This is a genomic window from Micromonospora sp. CA-263727 (genome assembly GCF_050942455.1).
GTDB lineage: Bacteria > Actinomycetota > Actinomycetes > Mycobacteriales > Micromonosporaceae > Micromonospora.
On record NZ_CP192031.1, the window covers coordinates 3,305,975 to 3,327,653 of the forward strand.

The following is a 21,679-nucleotide window of genomic DNA, read 5'->3' on the forward strand; positions in this document are numbered from 1 at the left end:
TCGGAGTCATCCGATGAGACGTCCACTCGCCGCCGTGCTAGTGCCCGTGGTCGCCGCGGGCATCCTCGCCGTCGCCAGCGCCGGGCCCCCGGGTCCGGCGCTGGCGGCGTCCGATCCCGCCCTCGCGTTGTGGTACGACGAGCCCGCCACCGACTGGGAGACCCGGTCGCTGCCGATCGGCAACGGCGCGATGGGCGCCAGCGCCTTCGGCGGGATCCAGTCCGAACGCCTGCAGTACAACGAGAAGACGCTCTGGACCGGTGGTCCGGGCGACGGCAACTACAACAACGGCAACTGGACGTCACCCCGGCCCACCGCGATCGACGACGTGCAGGCGTTGATCGACAGCCAGCAGCGGGTGTCGCCGAACACGGTGGCGAGCCGGTTGGGCGGCCCCCGCGCCGGATTCGGCGGCTACCAGAACTTCGGCGACATCTACCTCGACATGACCGGCACGCCCGCCTCGGTCGCCAACTACCGCCGCGAGCTGGACATCGCCGAGGCGACCGCCCGGGTCAGCTACGACACCGGGGGAGTCACCTACCGCCGGGAGTTCATCGCCAGCCATCCACGCAACGTGATCGTGACCCGGCTGACCGCGAGCCAGGCCGGGCGGGTCTCGTTCGTGTTGAGACACGTCGCGCCCCGCACCGGGGCCACCACGACCGTCAGCGGTGACCGGATCACCGTACGCGGCACCCTCTCCAACAACGGCCTGCTCTACGAGTCGCAGATCCGGGTGATCCTCGACGGTGGCAGCCGCACCAACTCCGCCGACCGGATGACGGTCAGCGGCGCCACCAGCGCCACGATCATCCTGTCGGCCGGCACGAACTACGCGTCGACGTACCCGGCCTATCGTGGCGCCGACCCGAAGCCGAGGGTGACCGCGGCGGTCGACGGCGCGGCCGGCCAGTCGTGGGGCGCCCTCTGGAGCCAGCACGTCACCGACTACCAGGCGCTGTTCAACCGGGTGTCGCTCAACGTCGGCGGGCAGATGCCGAACCTCCCCACCGACGATCTCCGCTCGGCCTACACGGGCGGCGCCAGCACCGCCGACCGGGCCCTGGAGACGCTGTTCTTCCAGTACGGCCGCTACCTGCTGATCTCCTCCTCGCGGGCCGGCTCGCTGCCGGCGAACCTGCAGGGGGTCTGGAACAACTCCAACAGCCCGCCCTGGTCGGCCGACTATCACGTCAACATCAACCTGCAGATGAACTACTGGCCGGCGGAGATCACCAACCTCGCCGAGACCACGGCGCCGCTGTTCGACTACATCGACGCGCTGCGTCCACCGGGCCGGGTGAGCGCGCAGAACATCTACAACTCACCCGGGTGGGTGGTGCACAACGAGACGACGCCGTGGGGTTACACGGGGGTGCACGACTGGCCGACCTCGTTCTGGTTCCCGGAGGCCGGCGCGTGGCTGGCCCAGCACCTCTACGACCACTACCTGTTCACCCGGGACGTGGCCTTCCTGCGCGACCGGGCATACCCGGTGATGAGGGAACTGGTCCAGTTCTGGGTCGCCAACCTGCACACCGACCCGCGCGACAACCGGCTGGTCGTGTCGCCCAGCTACTCGCCGGAGAACGGCGACTTCACCGCCGGCGCCGCCATGTCCCAGCAGATCGTCTGGGAGTTGTTGAGCAACACGATCCAGGCCAGCAGCACCCTCGGCCTCGACGCCGGCGCCCGGCCCCAGTGGCAGTCCACGCTGGACCGCCTCGACCCCGGGCTGCGGATCGGGTCGTGGGGGCAACTCCAGGAGTGGAAGGGGGACTGGGACAGCCCGACGGACACCCACCGGCACGTCTCGCACCTGTTCGGCCTGCACCCCGGGCGGCAGATATCGGCGCTGACCAACGCGAACTACGCCAACGCCGCCCGGGTCTCGCTGAACGCGCGGGGTGACGGTGGCACCGGCTGGAGCAAGGCATGGAAGATCAACTTCTGGGCCCGGCTGCGCGACGGCGACCGCGCCCACAAGCTGCTCCGTGAGCAGTTGACCGGCAGCACCCTGGCCAACCTCTGGGACACGCACCCGCCGTTCCAGATCGACGGCAACTTCGGCGCGACCTCCGGCATCACCGAGATGCTGCTACAGAGCCAGGTCGGCGTCGTGGACGTGCTCCCGGCGCTCCCCTCCGCCTGGTCCAACGGCGCGGTCCGCGGCCTGCGCGCCCGCGGCAACGTGACCGTCGACGTCGAGTGGGCCAACCGGAGCGCCACCCGCATCACCCTGGCCACCGGCACCAGCGGAAACCTGACCGTCCGTAACCCGATCCTCGCCACGGCCGACGTCGTCGACCTGACCACCGGCCAACCCGTGGCGGTGACCCGCAACGGCCCGCAGGTGACCTTCGCGGCCGTCGCCGGGCGTAGCTACCGCGCCACGGCGGCGTCGACGCCGACGACGAACCTCGCCCTGAACCGGCCGGCCACGGCCGACAGTTCGTGCGCCACGACCGAGGGCCCGGAGAAGGCCGTCAACGGCAGCGTCTCGGGCGGCTGGAGCGACAAGTGGTGTTCGTCGGGTCCGTCGAAGTGGTGGCGGGTCGACCTCGGCACGGCGACGACCGTCGGTCGCTTCGTCGTCCGGCACGCGGGCGCGGGCGGGGAGAGCGCGGCCTTCAACACCCGCGACTTCGACATCCAGGTCTCCACCAACGGCTCCACCTGGACGACCGTCGCGTCGCCGCGCGGCAACACCGCCAACGTCAGCACCCACCCGGTGGGCCCGGTCAGCGCCCGCTACGTCCGGATGAACGTGCTGACACCGACGACCAACGCCGGTGAACTGGCGCGCGTCTACGAGTTCGAGGTCTATCCGAGCTGACCTCTCCCGGTCACCGAAGCGCCCCGGGCATCGCCGGCGATGCCCGGGGCGGCGGGAGCACGCCCGATGACATTACGGCGGGTCGTCTCTATGCTACTAAGTGGAGTGAGCTCCGTGCTCCGTCGTCGCCGCCCGATCCGTTGGCAGGTACCGGCACCGAGGGGGAAACGCCGTGAACCATGCACCCGTCGAGGCTCAGCAGACGTCCAGCAATCTCACCGTGCTTCTGCGTACGCCGCTGCGCCAGCTCACCGCCGACCAGGTCCGCCCGCTGGTCCGGCGGGTCGTCGAGGACCGCGACCGCGCGGAGGCGGTGGACGTGGCGGCGTTCAATTCGGCGATCTGATCGCTGGTGACCACCGGGCCAGGCGCATCTGACGCACGGCCACTGACCCAGTACGTGCTCAAGGTGCACAGCCGGTGCGACCTGGCCTGCGACCACTGCTACGTCTACGAACACGCGGACCAGAGCTGGCGCGGCCGGCCACGGGAGATCGCCCCGGAGACGGTGGACGCCGCCGCCACCCGGATCGCCGAGCACGCCCGGCACCACCGGCTGCGCCGGGTCCACCTGGTGCTGCACGGCGGCGAACCGCTGCTGCTGGGGACGGCCGGGCTGGCGATGGTGCTGACCCGCCTGCGCGCCGCCATCGAGCCGGTCGCCGCACTCGACCTGCGCATGCAGTCCAACGGGGTGCTGCTCACCCCGCAACTCTGCGACCTGCTGGTGGCGCACGGCGTACGGGTCGGCATCTCGCTGGACGGCGACGCCGCCGCCAACGACCGGCACCGCCGCTTCGCCAGCGGGGCGAGCAGTCACGCCCAGGCACGCCGGGCGCTGGCCCTGCTGCGCCGCCCGGAGTACCGCGACAGCTACGCGGGCATCCTCTGCACGGTCGACGTGCGTAACGACCCGATCCGGGTCTACGAGGCGCTGCTGGCCGAGGCGCCGCCCCGGATCGACCTCCTGCTCCCGCACGCCACCTGGAACACTCCACCCCCGCGACCCGACGGCGCGGCCACCCCGTACGCCGACTGGCTGCTGCGCATCTACCGCCGCTGGATCCGGGACGGCAGGCCGGTCGACATCCGGCTCTTCGACTCGCTGCTGGCCGCCGGGGCCGGCGGGCGCAGCGGCACCGAGTCCGTCGGGCTCGATCCGGCGGGCCTCGCCGTGATCGAGACGGACGGGGCCTGGGAGCTGGCCGACTCGATGAAGACCGCCTTCGACGGCGCGGCCGGGACCGGGCTGGACGTCTTCCGCCACCCGGCGGATGCCCTGGCCGCCCATCCGGAGTTCGCCCGCAGCCAGCGGGGGCTGGCCCGGCTCTGCCGGACCTGCCGGGACTGCCCGGTCGTCGGCCAGTGCGGCGGCGGGCTGCGGGCGCACCGCTACTCCGACGCGGGCGGGTTCGACAACCCCTCCGTCTACTGCGCCGACCTGAAGCAGCTGATCACCGCGATGAACCGCGAACCCGGGACGGGCGCGGCGCCCACCGTCGGGGCGGCCGGCCCGGGTGGATCCGGCGGCGGCCTGCTGCTCGACGGACTACCGGCCGGTGACCTGCTCGACGACCTCGGGGCCGGCCACGGCTCGGCGGCCAACCTGCGGCGGCTGGCCGCCGGACAGCTCGGCTATCTCCGGGGAATGCTGGTCCAGCTCGCCGACCGGGTCGCCGGCTCGCCGACCGCCCCGGCCTGGGACCTGATCGCCCGGCTCGACGAGGAGGCGGCCGACGCGGTGTCGGCCGCCTTCGCCCACCCCTACCTGCGGCGGTGGGCGCGCCGCTGCCTCGCCCCGTCCGCCGGTGACTCCCCGGACCGGGCCCACCTCGGCGCGCTGGCCGCGGCCGTGGCGATCCGGGCCGGCGTCGACGCCGACCTCGAGGTGCCGCTCCGGTCCGGTCTGGTCCAGCTGCCGGGCCTCGGCGCGCTCCGGCTCGACGAGCCGGGGAGCGCAGCGCGCGGCTGACGATCGCGGGCGGCGGGTTCACGGCCCGCGCCGGGCACTCGGCCGTGCTGGTGCCGCCGGCCGGAACGGCCCCGCCGCCGGCCAGCTGGCTGCCGCTGCGGCGGGTCGAGCTGGACGGCGGGCAGCTCCTCGTCGAGGATCTCGACCCGTACCGCGACTGCCACGAGTGGCCGGTGGCGGGCCGGCTCGACCCGGCGCGGCTGGCGTCCTGGCAGCGGTCGCTGGTCGCCGCCTGGGCCCGGATCCGGCGGGACGCGCCGGGCCAGGTCGCGGGCCTGCGGGTCGGGCTGCGGGCCGTCACGCCGCTGCGGAGCGATCCCACCGGCCGGCTGCGCAGCGCCGCCTCCCGGGACGCCTTCGGGGCGGTCGGCACCGTCCTGGCCGACCCTGACCCGCTCGCCGAGCTGCTGGTGCACGAGTTCCAGCACGTGAAGCTCGGCGCCGTCCTGGATCTGAGCCTGCTCTACGACCCGGCGTACCGGCGGCGGCTCGCCGTGCCGTGGCGGGACGAGCCGCGACCGCTGGAGGGGGCGCTCCAGGGCACGTACGCGCATCTGGCCGTCGCCGAACTCTGGCGGGCCCGGGCCGGCGTCCGGGCCGGGCAGCACTATCGGCGGTATCGCGAGTGGACGGCGCGCACGATCGACGAACTGGCCGCGACCGGGGCGCTCACCGGTCACGGGGATCGGTTCGTCGGCCGGATGCGCGAGACCGTGGACTCCTGGTCCGATGACCCGCGCTGACCCGCCGGCCCGGGTCGGTCCCGCCGACCCCCGCGACGTCGACCGGCTCGCCGCCGATCTGACCGCCGTGGGGATGGCGGCCGGTCGGGATCTGTTGGTGCACTGCTCGATGCGGCGGATCGGGCCGGTGGCGGGGGGACCGGCGACGCTGCTGGCGGCGCTGCGCCGGGTGGCCGGTCCGGACGCGACCATGGTCGTGCCGGCGCAGACGGTCGGCAACTCGACCACGGGTCCGGTGTTCCGCGCCGCCACCGACGGGCTGGACGCGGCGGGCCGGGCCGCGTACGAGGCCCGGCTGCCCGGGTTCGATCCGGCGACCACGCCGTCGGAGGGGATGGGGATCCTCGCCGAACATCTCCGTCAGGAGTCCGGTGCGGCCCGCAGCGGCCACCCGCTCACCTCCTTCGCCGCCCTCGGCCGGCGCGCGGTCGAGATCACCGAGCGCCACGACCTCGACTGCCACCTCGGGGAACGCTCCCCGCTCGGCCGGCTCTACGCCGCCGACGCCGCGATCCTGCTGCTCGGCGTCGGCTACGACAGATGCACCGCGCTGCACCTGGCGGAGTACCGGCCCGAGGCGCGCCGGCCGGTGGGCCCGCCACCGGAGCAGGCGTACCGCTGCTATGTGCTGGTGGGCGGCCGGCGACAGCGCCGGGACTTCCACGCGCCGGTGCTCGACGCGAGCGACTTTGTCCAGCTCGGCGCGGCGATCGAGGCTCACCTGCCGGTCCGTCGTGGCCTCGTGGGCGCCGCGCCGACGAGGCTTCTCGATCTTCGTGCTGCGGTCGATTTCGCGACGACCTGGATGGCCGGGCACCGCCGACCGTAAGAGACCGCCGGGAGGCCCCGCACGGTTTTCCGACAGTCTCCACAGCGGTATAGACCGACCGGTGCCGGTGTGCTTACCTTGGGCGACGGGAGCGGGAAACAATCCACGGTCGACGGTGGGAGAACGGCAGTTGGACGAGGGCCGGGTGGCGGACGACCCGTTTGCCCCGCTGTTCTTCGTCAGCTATGCCGTGATCAAGCAGCCCAGGCGGGCGCCGGGTGGCTGGCCGGAGGCCAACGCGAACGCCCTGCGGCTCTTCACCGAGCTGTCGATCCACGTGAACGCCCTGACGAGTCGACCGGCCGGCGCGGACCCGGGTTTCATCAACCGGAACATGCGCGGTGGCGAGCGGTGGACCCCGGAGATGCTGGAGGCCGTCGGCACCTGCCAGGTCTTCGTCGCGCTGCTCTCGCCGGCCTATCTGGACAGTGAGTGGTGCGCGATGGAGTGGAACCTCTTCGCCAGCCGTACGATCGCCCGCCGCGACGGCCGGACCAACCACGAGACCTGCATCCTGCCGGTGAGTTGGGCCCCCGCGGACTCCTGCGAGCCGCCGGACCGCCTCCAGTGGTTCTCTCCCGACGGCACCCCCGACGAGGGCGTGGTCCCCATCTACCACCAGGAGGGCCTGTACGGGCTGCTCTCCATGAAAAACGACGCCAGCCATGTGGTGATCTGGAAACTCGCCCAGCGCATCGTCGAGCTGTCCCGATCACACTGGGTCGAGCCGCGGGTCCTGACCGCAGCCAACGGGCTCGACCGGAAGTTTTCCAGGAGGGGCAGATGACCGGGATCGGGGCAGCGGCGGCACCGGTGGCGATCGACCACGGCACCTACTTCTTCCTCAGCTACGCCCACTCCGCGCCGATGCTGGAGGATCCCCGGCTGGATCCCGACCACTGGGTCAAGATCTTTTTCGGTGACCTGTCGACGGCGATCCGGGGACGGATCTCCGCACCGGCCGACCGGCAGGTCGGCTTCTTCGACGCGCAGCTGAGCTCCGGCGCCGACTGGGAGGAGACGCTGACCGCGGCGCTCGGCAACACCCAGGTCTTCGTGCCGCTCTACTCGCCCGGCTATCTCAGCAACTCCTGGCCGCTCGGCGAGCTGGAGGCGTTCCGCCGCCGGTTGAAGGCCGCCCCGATCGTCGAGAAGTTCCGCCACATCGTGCCGGTGCTGTGGATCCCGCTGCCCTCCTGGGACCAGACCGCCGAGACCCGCGAGGCGCTCGAACTCGCCGGGGACGTCGCCGGGTATGCGGAGAACGGGCTGCGGGCGCTCTGCATGCTCGCCAGCTACCGGGCCGCGTACGAGGAGGTCCTGGGCCGGATCGCGACCGAGGTCATCCAGATCGCGCAGCGGTATCCGTTGCCGCCCTCCGTCGTGCCGAAGGTGGCCGAGGCACGCCACACCTCGCGGGCGGACGCCGAGTTCGTGGTCGTGGTCGCCGCCCCCACCGCTGCCGAGGCGCCGGCGGAGCGGGGGCCCGGGGTCTATGCCGAGCGCAGCGAGCAGTGGCGTCCGTTCGGGCAGGAGCAGGCGCTGCCCGCCGCCAAGTACGTGGCCAGCACGGCCGAGCGGCTGGGTCTGGCCACCCACGTCACCAGCTTCGCCGACGCCGGTGACGTGATGGCCCGCTGCCCCTCCGTGCTGCTCATCGACCCGTGGATCGTCAGCGACAGCGCTGGCGAGCACGACCTGGCGCTCGTGTTGAATCGCCTGCCCCGCTGGGTCATCCCGCTGGTGGTGCTCAACAAGGACGATCCGCTGAGCGCGGCCGACGGCAACGACTTCGCCGAGCGGGTCGCACAGATGCTCCGCCGGGCGAACCGCCCGCCGGCGAAGCGGGTCACCGAGCTGCCGGAGTTCGTCCGGATCATGCCCGAGCTGGTGACCGAGGCCCGCCGCCAGTATCTCAAGAACGCTCCCGTCGTGCCGTCGGACCGGCCGCGGGTCCGGCGGCCGCAACTCGGCCGGCCCGAACCGTCGGGCAGCACGCCCACCGGCACAGAAGAGGCACGATGACTGACGAACGCAACGGCCAGGTGGTCACGTTCTACTCGTTCAAGGGTGGCACCGGCCGGACGATGGCGCTGGCCAACGTGGCCTGGATCCTGGCGGCGAACGGCAAGAAGGTGCTGGTCGCCGACTGGGACCTGGAATCGCCCGGTCTGCACCGCTTCTATCACCCGTTCATCGACCTGAGCGTCCTGCGCGGCACCGGTGGCGTCATCGACATGATCCGTCGCTTCGAGACCAAGGCCTCGGCGAAGGACGCCGACGGGCGGTCGACGAGCCGCACCCTGCCCGACGGCTGGCAGGCGGAGTTCGCGCAGGTGCAGCACTTCGCCTTCTCGCTCAACTACACCTTTCCGGGCGGGGGCAGCCTCGACTTCCTCACCGCCGGCCGGCAGAACCGGGACTACGTCGCCGGGATCAGCGGGCTGGACTGGGACGTCTTCTACGACGGGCTGGGCGGCGGGGCGTTCATCGAGGCGTTGCGCGCGGACATGCGCCGCAACTACGACTACACGCTGATCGACAGCCGGACCGGGCTGAGCGACGTGGCCAGCATCTGCACCATCCATCTGCCGGACGTGCTGGTCGACTGTTTCACCTTCAGCGACCAGGGCATCGAAGGCGCGGCGCAGGTGGCCCGCGAGGTGAGCGGCCGGTACGAGAGCCGGCGGATCCGGGTGCTGCCGGCCCCGATGCGGGTCGACCCGGCCGAACAGGACAAGGCCAACGCCGGGCGGGCGCTGGCCATGCACCGCTTCGCCGGCCTGCCCGCCGGGCTCAGCGACGGGGATCGGCGCGACTACTGGGCCGAGGTCGAGGTGCCCTACGTGGCCTACTACGCGTACGAGGAGACGCTGGCCACCTTCGGCACCGACCGGGCGATGCTCTCCGCGTACGAGCGGCTCACCTCGGCCATCACCGAGGGCGAGGTCCGGTCGCTGCCGCGGCTGGACGACGCCGTGCGGAACCAGATGCGGTCCCAGTTCGAGCGCAAGAAGTTCCTGCCGCAGGGGGAGATCCTGCTGCGGTACGCCCCGAAGGACCAGGCCTGGGCGGAGTGGATCGAGCGGGTCCTCGGCCTGGCCGGGATCAGGGTCAGCGATGCGAAGCCGGCGGGCACGGGCCGGGATCTCATCCCGACCCGGACGCTGACCGTGGTCTCGACGGCCTACGCCGAGACCACACCGGACTCGCTGCCCCCGGCGGAGACCCCGGGTTCGGGCACCCCGCTCGCGGTGTACGTCGACGACGTCAAGCCGCTGCCCGAGTTCGTGCCGGAGGCGTCGATCTTCCTCAACGGGTTGACCAGGGTGAGCGATGCGGCGGCGAGCCTGCTGCGGCTGGTCGGCCGGGTCGAGTTGTCCAACGACGACGTGACCGCGGCGACCGGGGCCCGCTATCCGGGCAGCGGCCCGGAGTTGCAGAAGACGCCGGTGGCGAACGTCCAGTTCACCGGGCGCGACGAGGACCTACGCCGGCTGCGACGCCTGCTCCAGTCCGGCGCCAGCCGCGGCTACTCGCTGGTCGCGCTCCGCGGAATGGGCGGGGTGGGCAAGACCCAGATCGCCCTGGAGTACGTCCACCGGTTCCGGACCGCCTACGACCTGGTCTTCTGGATCGAGGCCGACCCGCAGATCTTCGTCGACTCGACGCTTGTCGACCTCGGCGAGCGGATGGGCCTGCCCGAGCCGGCGAACATCCCGGCCGCCATCCGCCAGGTGCACGACACGCTGGTCCGCGGCGACCGCTACCCGCGATGGCTGCTGGTCTTCGACAACGTGGCGGACTACCGGAAGGTCGAGGACTTCCTGCCCCGAGGCGGTCGGGGCCACATCATCATCACCGCCCGGGAGCAGACCTGGGGGGAGAGCGCGGAGACGATCGAGATCAACCCGTTCAGTCGGGCCGAGAGCATCGAGCACCTCCAGCGACACGTCGACGGCATTTCCCGGCGGGACGCCGAGCGGGTCGCGGAGGCGCTCGGTGACCTACCGATCGCACTCGCCCTCGGCGGCGCCCTGATCGCCGACAGCGGCATCACGGTGGACGACTACCTGGCCCAGCTGGCCGAGCACGGTGCCGCGCTGAACACCTGGGGGCCGTCGCTGGACCGGCTCAAGCAGGACTCGCCGGGGGCGTACCGCCTGCTGGAGATCTGTTCGGTGCTGTCGGTGAAGGTCTCCATCGAGCTGCTGAACAGCCGGGGCATCGGCGAGTTGCTGCGGCAGGCCGACCCGTCGGTGCCGAGCCGGTCGGGTGCGGCGCGGCTGATCCAGCGGATCAACCGGCTGGCGCTGCTCCGGCTCGACAACCGGGCGCAGCAGATCGAGATCCACCGGCTGCTGCGCGATGCCGTGCAGCGGCGGATGACCGAGGACGAGCAGCAGCGCATCCGCCGGCAGGTGATCAGCGCGGTGGCCGCGGCCCGGCCGGACAGCGACGTGGACGTGGCGGAGAGCTGGGACCGGTTCCGGATGCTCTGGCCCCACCTGGAGGAGTCCGAGGTGGCCATGCAGGCCGCGCTCGAATCCGACGACCCGGCCGTGCTGGAACTGCTGGTCGAGCGGGTCCGCTACATCTGGCTGCGGGGCGTGCTCAGCCAGGCCCGGGACCTGGCCGAGCGGATTCTGACGGCCTGGACCGACCGGCTCGGGGCGAGCACCGACCCGGACGAGCGGGAGATGCTGCACCCCCCACTGCTGCGCCTGCGCTTCAATTTCGGCAACATCCTGCGTTCCCAGGGCCACTTCGAGCAGGCCCTCGCCTACGACGAGGAGACCCTCGCCGAACAGCAGGAGCTGCTCGGCGAGACGAGCGCGGACGCGCTGATGACCGCCGGCGGGCTGGCCGGCGACCTGCGCGGCCTGGGCCGCTACGGCGAGGCCCTGGCCCGGGACCAGCAGACCCACCGGATGTGGTCGCGGGACTTCGGCGAGGACTTCCCGCGTACCCTCACCGCGTTGAACAACCTGGCCGCCTCGATGCGGCTGGCCGGCAACGTGACCGAGGCGCAGCGGCTCGACGAGCAGGTGTACGACCGGCGCCGGGTGGTGCTCGGCCGCAACAACCAATGGACCCTTGCGTCGGCCGTGAACCTGGCCCGGGACCTGCGGGAGTCCGGTGAGTACGAGCGTTCGCGGGTCTTCTCGCAGGAGGCCCTGACCGACTATCAGCAGCTGTCCGGGCCGAACGCGCTGGCCACGCTCGGTGCCCAGACGAATCTGGGGGTGGCGCTACGCACCGTCGGCCGGCCGGTCGAGGCGGCTCGGCTGCTCGATGCCGCGTACGACGCGTTGCGGGCGACGTTCGGCGAGAACAGCCCGGACACGCTGGCGGCCCGGCTGAGCCGGGCGACGAACCTCCTGGCGCTGGGCGATGCCGCCGGAGCCAAGGAGGAGTTGCGGGCCGTGCAGGCGCTCTACCGGGCGTCGCTCGGCTCCCACCACCCGCACACCCAGATCTGTGAGAACAACCTGGCGGCGGTGGCCCGGGCGCAGGGCAACCGGGAGGCCGCCCGGATGTCGGCCCAGGCGGCCGTCAACGGGCTGGGCGAGATGCTGGGCCCGGAGCACCCGTTCGTGCTCGCCGCCCAGATGAACCTGGCGGTCTGCAGGGCGGAGAGCGGAGATCTCGCCGGAGCCGTCGAGCTGGTGGAGAGCCTGCACGAGGTGATGGGGAGGGTTTTGGGCTCCCGGCACCCGGACACCCTGCGGGCCGCGGCCAACCTGGCACTGATCCGGAGCCGGCGCGAGCCGGCCTCCGGGCCGGAGGAACTGGAGCAGGTGGTGGCGGAGCTGATCAAGCGACTCGGCGGCGACCATCCGGACGTGCATGCGCTGGGCCACCGTAAGCTGCTCGACCGGGTGCTGGACCCGCACCCGTTCTGACCCGATGCCGGCGGCACGTCGGAGCACCGGGTGGTCGGGTCAGACCCGGCCGCCCGGGCGGACGTCGACCAGCTCCGGCAGGGGGGTGGCGAGCCAGGCGAGGATGTCCGGCAGGATCTGCATGGCGGCGAAATGCCCCACCCCGGGCTGCTCCTCGAACTCGGCGTGCGGGATCTGCGACTTGAGCCAGCGGGTGTGGGCAACCGGCGAGAAGGCGTCCTCCGCGCCGTGCCAGAGCCGGACCGGCACCTTGATCGACGACGGGTCGAAGCCCCAGTCCTGGCTGAGCGCCAGCGCGTCGTCGATCCACCCGTCAGCGCCGAACCGCACCGCCTCGGCGTAGCTCTCGGTCAGCAGGCGGCGCAGTGCGACGTCCTCGACCACGTTGCGGTCGGCGGGGCTCAACTCGCCGTCGATGAAGCTGACCACGCTCGCCGGGTCCTGCCGGGTGCGGTCGGCCCGGAGGGTCAGCGATTCGATCAGCCGGCGCCGGTCGGAGGTCGCCTCCCGGTAGGCCTCGATGTTGGAGGGAGCCATGCCGGCGTACCAGTCCAGCCCGGGTGCGTCGATGGGGGCCGGGGAGACCAGGACCGCGACCCGGGTCAGCCGGTCGGTGAAGAGGTCACTGGCGGCGCAGGCGAGGGCGTGCGGCCCGCCACCGGAGCGGCCGACGACAGCGAACTTCTCCAGCTCAAGGCGGTCGGCGATGGCCTGTACGTCCAGCGCGGCATCGACCACGCGGCGGCCCTGACGGCGGGTGGACCTGCCGTAGCCGGGCCGGTCGTAGCAGATCAGCCGGATGCCGAGCAGATGCAGGATCATGCTCCGGGGCTTCGGGCCGCTGCGGCTGCCGGGCATCCCGTGCATCAGGAAGACGGGAAAACCGTCCGCTTTACCCGATGTCTCGACGGCGAGGGTCCGGTCGTCCAGTGGGACGTCCCACTCAGTCGGCCGTTCCTGTGACACCCTGTGCCCTCCCGTCGAACCTCCTGGAAGGCGGCGTCGGTGGGCGCACCAGCACACACCGCCTCGGCTGAGGCTCCCCCGTCGATTGCGATGGGGCTGATCCCTGAAGAACTCAGCGTATCGCCTATCCAGGCAGGGACACCAGCAAGTCGGCGATACCTGACGGAGCCCGTCGGGCGGGCACGATGATGACCTTTGTTGCTGTTTGAGCAGCAACTCCATCCCTCGCCGGGTGGATCACCGGAGCATGCTCCGCGCTCTGCCCGCATGGCGGCGATGCGCCGAGCCAGGCCCGTGACCGGCGGATTCTCGCCCCGACGGCAGGTGCCGGGGTCATCTTCTGATACGCCTTTTGGACAATCGGGCATAACGTATCTTGCCGCGCCGTCCTGGCAAATCGGGTGTCGTTGGTTGCGGGCCGCGTTCCGTCGCCGTCAGCCGGTGATGTTCGAGCTTCAACGCGTCAAACGAGCGCCGAACGTAGTCGACGTACGGCGCGCCGGGGTGCCCGATCAGGGCCGGCCCCCCGTCACCGGCGTCCGCTCCCCGGCTGGAGAGCAGCACCTCGTAGGCGGCGACGTGGGCGCAGAAGGCGCGTAGCGGTTCCGGCATGCCGGCCTCGATCACCAGGTCGGCGTGGTCGAGGATGAGATCGCGCATCTTGACGTTTGCCGGCATCAGGCCGTGCTGGAGCCAACGCGTCCACTGTTCCTGCTGCGCCTGCGTGAGGCCACCATCGGATCTGCGCTCCGCGTCGCCGGGGAGGCCGGTGTCCCGGAGGGCCTGCCAGAGGCGTTCGTTGACATCGACAAGGGCGTGCAGCGGGCCGTAGAGGTCACGCAGCTGGCTGGCGACCCGGTCCAGCCGGACGCGCCGGCGCTCGGCCCGCACCTGGGCACGCTGGTTGAGCACGAAGACCAGCACGGCGACCACGATGCTTGCGCTGGCTGTGATCACGGCCGCCGTCACGTCACGCTCCCATCGAAGCCGGCCCGGGTGGCCAGTCTGCCATGCGGGCATCCGTCGGGACCGGCCGGAACACGGCGGCCCGGCGGGTCCGGCGGGGGAGTGGCGCCAGTGACGAGGAACACGTGACCGGACCGTCTGCCGATCGCTAATCCGGGGGCGGATTGTCGGGCACGGGAGCTAATCTGCGCTGCGGGCCTCGCCCTCCTCCCTGTCACAGCGCCCCGGCGGGCAGGATGCCGCCACCGCTCACCGGGCCAATTTCCAGTTCAGGAGTCTTCGTGACACAGCAACCTGTCGCGACACCACAGCCGGTCGCGACATCGGACAAGCTCGACGCCGCGGTTCTCAAGGTGGCGGGCGTCGTCGTGCTCGGCGCGATCATGTCGATTCTCGACGTGACGGTCGTCAGCGTCGCGCTGCCGACCTTCCAGAACGAGTTCGGCGTCTCCTACGCCCGCGTCGCGTGGACGATGACCGCCTACACGCTCGCGCTGGCCACGGTCATCCCGCTCAGCGGCTGGGCCGCCGACCGGTTCGGCACCAAGCGCCTCTACATGGTCGCCCTCGCGCTCTTCACGATCGGGTCCGGCCTCTGCGCCAGCGCCGACACCATCGGGCAGCTGATCGCGTACCGCGTGTTGCAGGGCCTCGGCGGCGGCATGCTCATGCCGCTCGGCATGACGATCATGACGCGGGCCGCCGGGCCGCACCGGATCGGCCGGTTGATGGCCGTCCTCGGCATCCCGATGCTGCTCGGCCCGATCGGCGGCCCGATCCTCGGCGGCTGGCTGATCGACGTGGCGAGCTGGCACTGGATCTTCCTGATCAACCTGCCGATCGGCGTCATCGCGCTGGTCTACGCGCAGCTGGCGCTGCCGAAGGACAGCCCCGAGCCGTCGGAGTCGTTCGACTTCTTCGGCATGCTGATGCTCTCGCCGGGGCTCGCCCTGTTCCTGTACGGCGTCTCCTCGCTGCCCGAGGCCGGCACCTTCGCCGACTCCGGGGTCTGGGTGCCCATGCTGATCGGCGCCGCGCTGGTGGTGTCGTTCGTGCTCTACTCCTTCCGGCCCCGGCACCCGCTGCTGGACCTGCGGCTGTTCCGCAATCGCCGGCTGACCATCGCGGCGGTGACGATGTTCGTCTTCATCATCGCGTTCATGGGGGCCGGCCTGCTCTTCCCGAGCTACTTCCTCCAGGTGCGCGGCGAGTCGACGCTCGCCGCCGGCCTGCTGATCGCGCCGCAGGGCATCGGCGCGATGCTCACCATGCCGATCGCCGGCGTGCTGGCCGACAAGGTGCCGGTCGGCCGAACGGTGCCGTTCGCGCTGCTGCTGATCATCGGCGGGTTCTTCACCTTCACCCAGGTCGACGCGGACACCTCGTACCTGGTGCTCTGCGGCGCGCTGTTCGTGATGGGCCTGGGCATGGGCGGCACCATGATGCCGATCATGACCTCGGCGCTGAAGACCCTGACCGGCCACGAGGTGGCCCGCGGCTCCACGCTGGTGAACATCCTCCAGCAGATCGGCGGCTCCGTCGGTGCGGCGATGATGTCGGTGATCCTCACCAACGAGCTGAACGCGTCCCAGCCGATCCCCGGCGCGACCGACCCGAGTGGCCGGCCGCTCAGCGAGGCCGGGCTGGCCATCGCCGCGCAGCAGCGGCCGGAGCTGCTCCAACAGTTCCCGGTCGAGCCGTCGCTGATCGAGCGCGGGCTCGACTTCGCCGCCAACGCCTTCGCCACCACCTTCTGGGTGGCGTTCGCGCTGGCCCTGCTGACGCTCATCCCGGCCGCGTTCCTGCCCCGCCGACGGGAGCGCTCGCACCTGCTCGACGACCAGCCGGGGGAGCAGCCCGGAGACCAGCCGAGGACGCCGGTCGTCGTTCACTGAGACGCCACCCGTCGGGGCCGCCGGACACCTCCGGGCGGCCCCGACGGCAAGGCGGGTGGTCAACCGGTGAGCCGTGCGGGGAGCGAGCACACCCCCCCGCACGGCCCGCCGTGGTCAGCCGTTGTCGATCAGGCTGGCGATCTCGTTGTAGATGAGGTGTGCCTTCGCGCCCTGGTTGGACGGGCAGCCGCCGAGGTGGTGCAGGGCGATCACCCGATGGCTGCTGTTCAGCACCGGTGAGCCCGAGTTGCCACCGGAGGTGTCACAGCTGTAGCTGATGTTCCAGGTGTTGTAGTTCGCGTTCCGTACGGTGCATCTCGCGCCGTTCTGGGTGTCCTCGAAGATCGACAGGCGCTTCGGGCTGCCGTCGCCGTGCCCGGGGATGTACATCTGAGTGCCGGTGGTGGTGGCGGTCGTCGCCAGGTAGAGCGTGCCGAAGCCCTGGATGGCGGCGAAGTTGTTCACCGAGTACAGGGTGTAGTCCAACTGGTTGGAGCCGCCACTGCTCACCCGGTAGAGCGTGGCGCCGCTGACCTTGGTGCCGGCGCCGGGGTTCGCGCCGCCACAGCTGGCGCACTGGTAGTTGAACTGCATCTCGCTGCCGCTGACCGCGGCCTGCGTCGAGAAGCAGTGCTTGTTGGTCAGCATGCGGTTGGTGTTGCCGACCCGCCAGGTGGTGCACATGCCGCCGCCGCTGATCAGTAGCCGCGCCACCGCGTTGCTGCGGGCAAACTCGGTGGGGTGGCTGCTCTGGTAGCAGACCACGTCGCGGCGGGCGTCGGTGCTACATACGGACTGGATGGAGAAGTTGTACTCGTTGATCTCCGTGCGGTCGTAGCCGCGCCAGAAGCGGTCGATGGTCGCGACGCCGCCACCGGAGGAGCGGCTGCTGTGCAGCGTCACCACTGCCGTGTCACCCTCCACCGACATCGCCCAGAAGCCCGCCTGCCCGTCGGTGGTGTAGTCCGAGCCGGTCGCGCGGTTCAGGTGGCGGTCGTACCGGTAGCTCTCCCGGCCGTCCGGGCTGGACACGGTGACGTACTCGCCGGGGGCCAGTCGCAGCTCGCCGAAGTGCACCTTGACGTACGTCGCGCCGGGATGCCGGATGACCTGGGTCCGGCCGTTGCGGGCGTACGACAACGCGCCGTCGACGGTGCGCAGCTCACCGACGGTCGTCACGCCCTCGGCCACGAACTGGTCCGACTCGGGCGCCCGCTCCGAGTGCGGCGTGAGAGGCTGAACCGAGTACGCCTCGGCGGGCGCTGACAGCAGGCTCAGCCCAAGTGTGCAGGCGCCGAGCGTGACCGCCACCGTGCGCAAACGTCGCAGGGCATGTTTCATCGTCGCTCCTCCCCAGGAACCAGAACCTTAACGAGTCCTAAGTCTTCATACACGAGCCCGAGCAACACATGCAAGACAATCAATGTCCGCTGTCGTTGCGCGAGCGCGAGATGTCCTGGGCGACGTACCGCGACCGGGCCAGCCGACCCGACCGGCTCGCCGCGAGTTCACCGCTGCGCCGCTGTCGCTACGCGCTCCCCACATCGGTCTTGCGGACCAGCATGTATCCGTACGGGGGCGTCGCCCCTTCGGATGGGACGTTGCCCTGGAAGACCAGGGCGAGACCGGCGGCGGCGAAGCGTTCCGCCATCTCCGCGGCGGAGAGCCAGTACCGGTCGAAGTCGACACCGAGAGTCGTGCTGGGGCCGTTCCGACGCAGGGTGCCGTCGCCGTGCTTGAAGGCCGTCACCAGGTAGCCACCCGGCTTGACGACCCGAGCGAGTTCGGCGAAGGCGCGCTCCCTGGCGTCCGGCGCGAGGAAGATCAACGAGAACCAGCACACCACCCCGGCCAGCGAACCGTCCTCGAACGGCAGCTCGCGCAGGTCGGCGACCTCGTACGCGAAGCCCGGGTGCTCTCGCCGCGCCACGTCGACCATCCCGGGCGAGAGATCCACCCCGCGTGGCGACAGACCCCGGCCCGCGAGGTACGGGAGAAGCCGCCCGGTGCCGCAGCCCACGTCGGCGACCTCCGTGCCCACGGCCAAGGTCATCTCGGCGAAGAGGTCGAGCATCGCCCGCTCGACCGGCATGCTCTCCAGGGCCCCGACCAGGTTCTTCGCGTACCACTCCGAGAGCACGTCGTGCGCGTCCCGCAACTCCTCGGTCCTGGCATCCATTCCCCGTCAACCCTCTCGTCGAGACCTCTGTGGCGGCGAATCTACCGCGCGGAACCCGACCCACCTTCCGGCCATCCGTCGACCTGCGGGCTCGGCGAGGAGTTGGATCGCGCCGTGGTACCGGACGCCCCCGGTAGCGCTCGGTCTGGGGCATGAGCGGGCGGTGGTGATGTGGTGTGTCCGCTGTCCGACGGCCGTGATTTCACACCGAAATGTTTATGTCTCAGTGAAATCGTGGCTGTGGGCAGAAGTCACCTCGGTGGAGGTGGTTGGCGAACCTGACACCGTGGGCGGTCGATCGCACTGGATCCAGGATCGACTGGTCATCTCGGGGCTTCGATGCCACTCGATCACGGATCGAGCGTGACCTTGCACGGACTGAAGCACACGCGCGTACAACCGGTAGGCCGTGGTTGGCCTGGACGTGGGCGGCGGTGGCGGCGCGTCTGCCGGTGCGGAGCCGATCTGCCGTGCCGTGCCCGGCACCGGATACCGATCAATCGCGGGCACTGGCCGCAGGCGGTTGAGCAGTGAGCGGCGGATCGGAGCGGGTGATCCTCGCGGTGCACGTTCGAGGGCTGGACGGCTTGTGTGTCGGTTGTCGGGCGTGGTGGTCCGTACCCGTGTTGGCAGGTGGAGTGGGCGACCAGCCGGCAGGCTCGCGCGAGCGTCGTCCGGTTTCTGGGCGGTGTGCGGTGACTACCCACGGCCCGGTCCTGCCGATCTGGAGCTGTGGCGGCTGCGACCTGCCGGCCGAGGTACAGGTCTGCCGGCACAGACGGGTGCACTGATGACCTCTGTCGATATATAACATGTGCAATGACACTGTGGACTCCCGGTGGGTGCGGGCGTAACGCCACGAGCAGAAGGAGGGGAGTATGCGACGCACACAACTGCGCATCGCGCTTCTCGTAGTGCCCGCCCTGGTGGGGAGCACCCTCATGGCGCCGGCCGGCGCGGAGCCCACGGGGTCGACCGCCCCGCCGGGTCCGGTGCGCGCGCATTCCGATGACCCGGAGCTGGTACGCATCCAGCTGACCGGGGCCGACATGCTGGACGCGGTCGTCGCCGCCGGCTTCGACATCGAGCACGGTCTCACCCGGGTGCCGGACGGGATCGAGGGCGAGGCGGTGGTGACCGCCGAGCAGATCGCCGAACTTGAGGCGATGGGCGTCGAGATCCTCGACGACGACGAGGGCTTCGCCTGGAGCGAGGAGGCCGACGGTGGCATCCGGGCGCTCGACGGGCGGGCCGTCCAGACGTTCAGCCACGAGAAGACGGTACGGATCGCCCGCGCCGACTGGTTCACCACGAAGGGCCAGGGCTTCCTCTACGTCGAGGCGCGGACCACCGAGGGGCAGCAGACGAACCCGATCGTCACGATGCAGCTCGAAAACGACCTGGGCGCGGGCACCCCGTTCGGTTTTGCCCGGACGATGAGCCGGTTCGTCGACTCTGGTCAGTACATGTTCCACCGGAACCTCTTCAAGCTGGACGCACGCCCGAACCAGATCCAGGTCACCAGCTCGACCGGCGGTGTCGCCACGGGCTTCGTCTCCAACTGGCTGGAGGAGGGTGCGCCGCCGCTGACGGCGGACCCGGCCTACAAGTGGGACTTCGTCGACGGCTACAAGCATCCGCAGCAGCTCTACCGCCGGGCCGAGGAGATCGCCCGCCAGTACCCGGACATCGCCCAGATCGTCTACCTGCCGCACCGGACGAACGGCTACCAGCGCAAGGCGCAGGCCACGATCGGCGGTACCGGGCAGGCCGCGGTCGTGGTCAGCTCGGCGGCGTGGGGCCACGAGGGCGGCAACGACCTCACCGTCGAGTTCGTGAACCGGCCGGGGGCGGATCTCCCACTCGCGGTCGAGGTCGACGGCACGGCGGTGCGCGTCCTGCTCGCGAAGAACGCCTCCGGAGCGCTCGCCAGCACCGCGGCACAGGTGGCGGAGGCACTCAGGACGCAGTCCGGCGGCCTGATCGACCGGGCGCACCCGTACCGGACCAACGCGGGCACCGGCATCGTCCAGGCGTCGACGCCCGTTGCGCTCACCGACTTCCTCGACCAGAAGCGGGTGGGTGCGCCGGAGGGTGAGGTGCCGCGTGGCCCGGCCACCATCCCGGTCCTGCGGATCGGCAAGCACCGCGACGGCAAGAAGCCCGGTGTGCTGATCCAGGCCCAGGACCATGCCCGCGAGTGGGTGCCGGCGACGACCACGCTGGAGACGGCCGAGCGTCTGGTCCGCAACTACAAGTCGGACAAGGAGACGAAGAAGATCGTCAACGACACCGACATCTTCCTCATCCTGTCCAACAACCCCGACGGCGCGAACTACAGCTTCTACAACTTCGCCTCGCAGCGCCGGAACCTGACGAACCACTGCCCGGACGAGAACGCCGATCCGGACCGGCGCAACTCGTGGGGCGTCGACCTGAACCGCAACTACCGGGTCGGGTCGGCGCACGACGGCTACGCGGGCGGGTCGAACAGCTGCGTCAGCGACACGTACCAGGGGCCGGAGAAGCTCTCCGAGCCGGAGTCGAAAAACATCATCTGGCTGGTCGAGAGGTACCGGAACATCAAGTTCATGATGTCGGTGCACTCCAACGGCGGCCAGCTGTTCTGGCAGCCCGGCGCGTACATCGCGGACGGGCGGATCACCACGCCCCGCCCGCCGCTGCGCGACGAGTTGTTCTACTGGCAGTCGGCCGCCCGGATCCTGTCGCAGGTCAAGGCGCACCGGGAGACCGTCGTCACGCCGGAGAACGTGGGCGGCTCGTCGGACGTGCTCTACTCCTCCGCGGGCAACGTGCGCGAGGACATGTACCACACCTACGGGATCTACGCCTTCGGCTGGGAGGTCGGCGGGTCGGTCTACAACCCGGCCACCGGCAACTGGCAGGGCGGGTCGTTCCAGCCGGCGTGGGTGGGCAACCCCGACCTGGTCAGCGGCCACGCCGAGACGATGGAGTACGCCAACGGCATCATGGAGATGTTCCGGATCGCGGCGGAGTGGGGCAAGGACAAGAAGAAGCCGACGTCCTGGCTGGTGCCCGGCGGCGGAAAGTACTCCGGGCCGGTCGACGTGCGTTTCGAGTCGAGCGAGCCGGCCACCATCTACTACACGACGGACGGCAGCCGGCCCACCTTCGACTCGCCACGCTACGCGGCGACCGAGTTCCGGGAGCCGGGCCAGGTGTTCCACGTGACCGAGACGACGACGTTCCACTGGTTCTCGGTCGACACGGCGGGCAACATCGAGCAGAACTACGACCCGTCGAAGAAGGACCGGCGCAACAACTACCGAAAGGCGACGATCAAGGTCACCCGGTAGCCGGCACCAGCACCCGCCCGCTGGTCATTGCCTCGTCAGTGCGAGC

14 protein-coding genes and 1 pseudogene are annotated in these 21,679 nt (G+C 70.8%); 10 read left to right on the forward strand and 5 right to left on the reverse strand.

Annotated features, from left to right (window positions below; translation table 11 throughout):
- The first annotated feature begins 13 nt into the window (after positions 1 to 13).
- From ACQPYA_RS14555 to fxsT, 8 genes are all read left to right on the forward strand, one after another.
- Positions 14 to 2,839: a glycosyl hydrolase family 95 catalytic domain-containing protein gene (locus ACQPYA_RS14555; protein WP_433533121.1), complete on the forward strand. Its 2,826-nt coding sequence runs from the start codon at positions 14 to 16 to the stop codon at positions 2,837 to 2,839.
- Between the two features lie 172 nt (positions 2,840 to 3,011).
- Complete coding sequence (locus tag ACQPYA_RS14560; RefSeq protein ID WP_433533122.1) at positions 3,012 to 3,185, forward strand: hypothetical protein; 174 nt, start codon at positions 3,012 to 3,014, stop codon at positions 3,183 to 3,185.
- Positions 3,186 to 3,191: 6 nt separating this feature from the next.
- Entirely contained in the window at positions 3,192 to 4,811 is a 1,620-nt protein-coding gene (locus tag ACQPYA_RS14565; RefSeq protein WP_433533123.1) for an FxsB family cyclophane-forming radical SAM/SPASM peptide maturase, read from the forward strand.
- A 44-nt stretch (positions 4,812 to 4,855) separates the two neighbouring features.
- Positions 4,856 to 5,554: an aKG-HExxH-type peptide beta-hydroxylase gene (locus ACQPYA_RS14570; protein ID WP_433533124.1), complete on the forward strand. Its 699-nt coding sequence runs from the start codon at positions 4,856 to 4,858 to the stop codon at positions 5,552 to 5,554.
- Complete coding sequence (locus ACQPYA_RS14575) at positions 5,541 to 6,383, forward strand: aminoglycoside N(3)-acetyltransferase (protein WP_433533125.1); 843 nt, start codon at positions 5,541 to 5,543, stop codon at positions 6,381 to 6,383. Before ACQPYA_RS14570 ends, ACQPYA_RS14575 begins: the two co-directional genes overlap by 14 nt.
- A 115-nt stretch (positions 6,384 to 6,498) precedes the next feature.
- Entirely contained in the window at positions 6,499 to 7,170 is a 672-nt protein-coding gene (locus tag ACQPYA_RS14580) for a TIR-like protein FxsC (RefSeq protein WP_433533126.1), read from the forward strand.
- Entirely contained in the window at positions 7,167 to 8,408 is a 1,242-nt protein-coding gene (locus tag ACQPYA_RS14585) for a TIR-like protein FxsC (protein ID WP_433533127.1), read from the forward strand. The genes ACQPYA_RS14580 and ACQPYA_RS14585 overlap by 4 nt, the downstream gene beginning before the upstream one ends.
- Positions 8,405 to 12,289, forward strand: coding sequence for an FxSxx-COOH system tetratricopeptide repeat protein (fxsT, locus tag ACQPYA_RS14590; RefSeq protein ID WP_433533128.1), 3,885 nt, complete (start codon positions 8,405 to 8,407; stop codon positions 12,287 to 12,289). Before ACQPYA_RS14585 ends, fxsT begins: the two co-directional genes overlap by 4 nt.
- Before the next feature lie 39 nt (positions 12,290 to 12,328).
- On the opposite strand, the gene ACQPYA_RS14595 is transcribed toward fxsT, so the two are convergent.
- Positions 12,329 to 13,255 (reverse strand): alpha/beta fold hydrolase, encoded by a 927-nt coding sequence (locus tag ACQPYA_RS14595; RefSeq protein WP_433533129.1) that lies wholly within the window; start codon positions 13,253 to 13,255, stop codon positions 12,329 to 12,331.
- Positions 13,256 to 13,588: 333 nt separating this feature from the next.
- On the reverse strand, positions 13,589 to 14,224 hold the full coding sequence (locus ACQPYA_RS14600; protein WP_433533130.1) for a hypothetical protein: 636 nt from the start codon (positions 14,222 to 14,224) through the stop codon (positions 13,589 to 13,591).
- 278 nt (positions 14,225 to 14,502) lie between these two features.
- Here ACQPYA_RS14600 and ACQPYA_RS14605 point away from each other — a divergent pair, with 278 nt between their 5' ends.
- Positions 14,503 to 16,116 (forward strand): DHA2 family efflux MFS transporter permease subunit, encoded by a 1,614-nt coding sequence (locus tag ACQPYA_RS14605; protein WP_433533131.1) that lies wholly within the window; start codon positions 14,503 to 14,505, stop codon positions 16,114 to 16,116.
- Positions 16,117 to 16,230: 114 nt separating this feature from the next.
- Here ACQPYA_RS14605 and ACQPYA_RS14610 read toward each other — a convergent pair whose 3' ends face one another.
- The 3 genes and pseudogenes from ACQPYA_RS14610 to ACQPYA_RS14620 form a co-directional block, all read right to left on the reverse strand.
- Positions 16,231 to 17,457 carry a trypsin-like serine peptidase gene (locus ACQPYA_RS14610; RefSeq protein ID WP_433533132.1) on the reverse strand — a complete coding sequence of 409 codons (1,227 nt, stop codon included), beginning with the start codon at positions 17,455 to 17,457 and terminating at the stop codon, positions 16,231 to 16,233.
- A gap of 187 nt (positions 17,458 to 17,644) precedes the next feature.
- Positions 17,645 to 18,295: a class I SAM-dependent methyltransferase gene (locus tag ACQPYA_RS14615; RefSeq protein WP_433533133.1), complete on the reverse strand. Its 651-nt coding sequence runs from the start codon at positions 18,293 to 18,295 to the stop codon at positions 17,645 to 17,647.
- A gap of 39 nt (positions 18,296 to 18,334) precedes the next feature.
- Positions 18,335 to 18,424: pseudogene (locus ACQPYA_RS14620) on the reverse strand (XRE family transcriptional regulator); the annotation flags it as partial.
- A gap of 749 nt (positions 18,425 to 19,173) precedes the next feature.
- Here ACQPYA_RS14620 and ACQPYA_RS14625 point away from each other — a divergent pair.
- A complete protein-coding gene (locus tag ACQPYA_RS14625) occupies positions 19,174 to 21,633 on the forward strand; it encodes a M14 family zinc carboxypeptidase (RefSeq protein ID WP_433533134.1) in 2,460 nt (819 codons plus the stop codon).
- Positions 21,634 to 21,679: the final 46 nt, after the last annotated feature.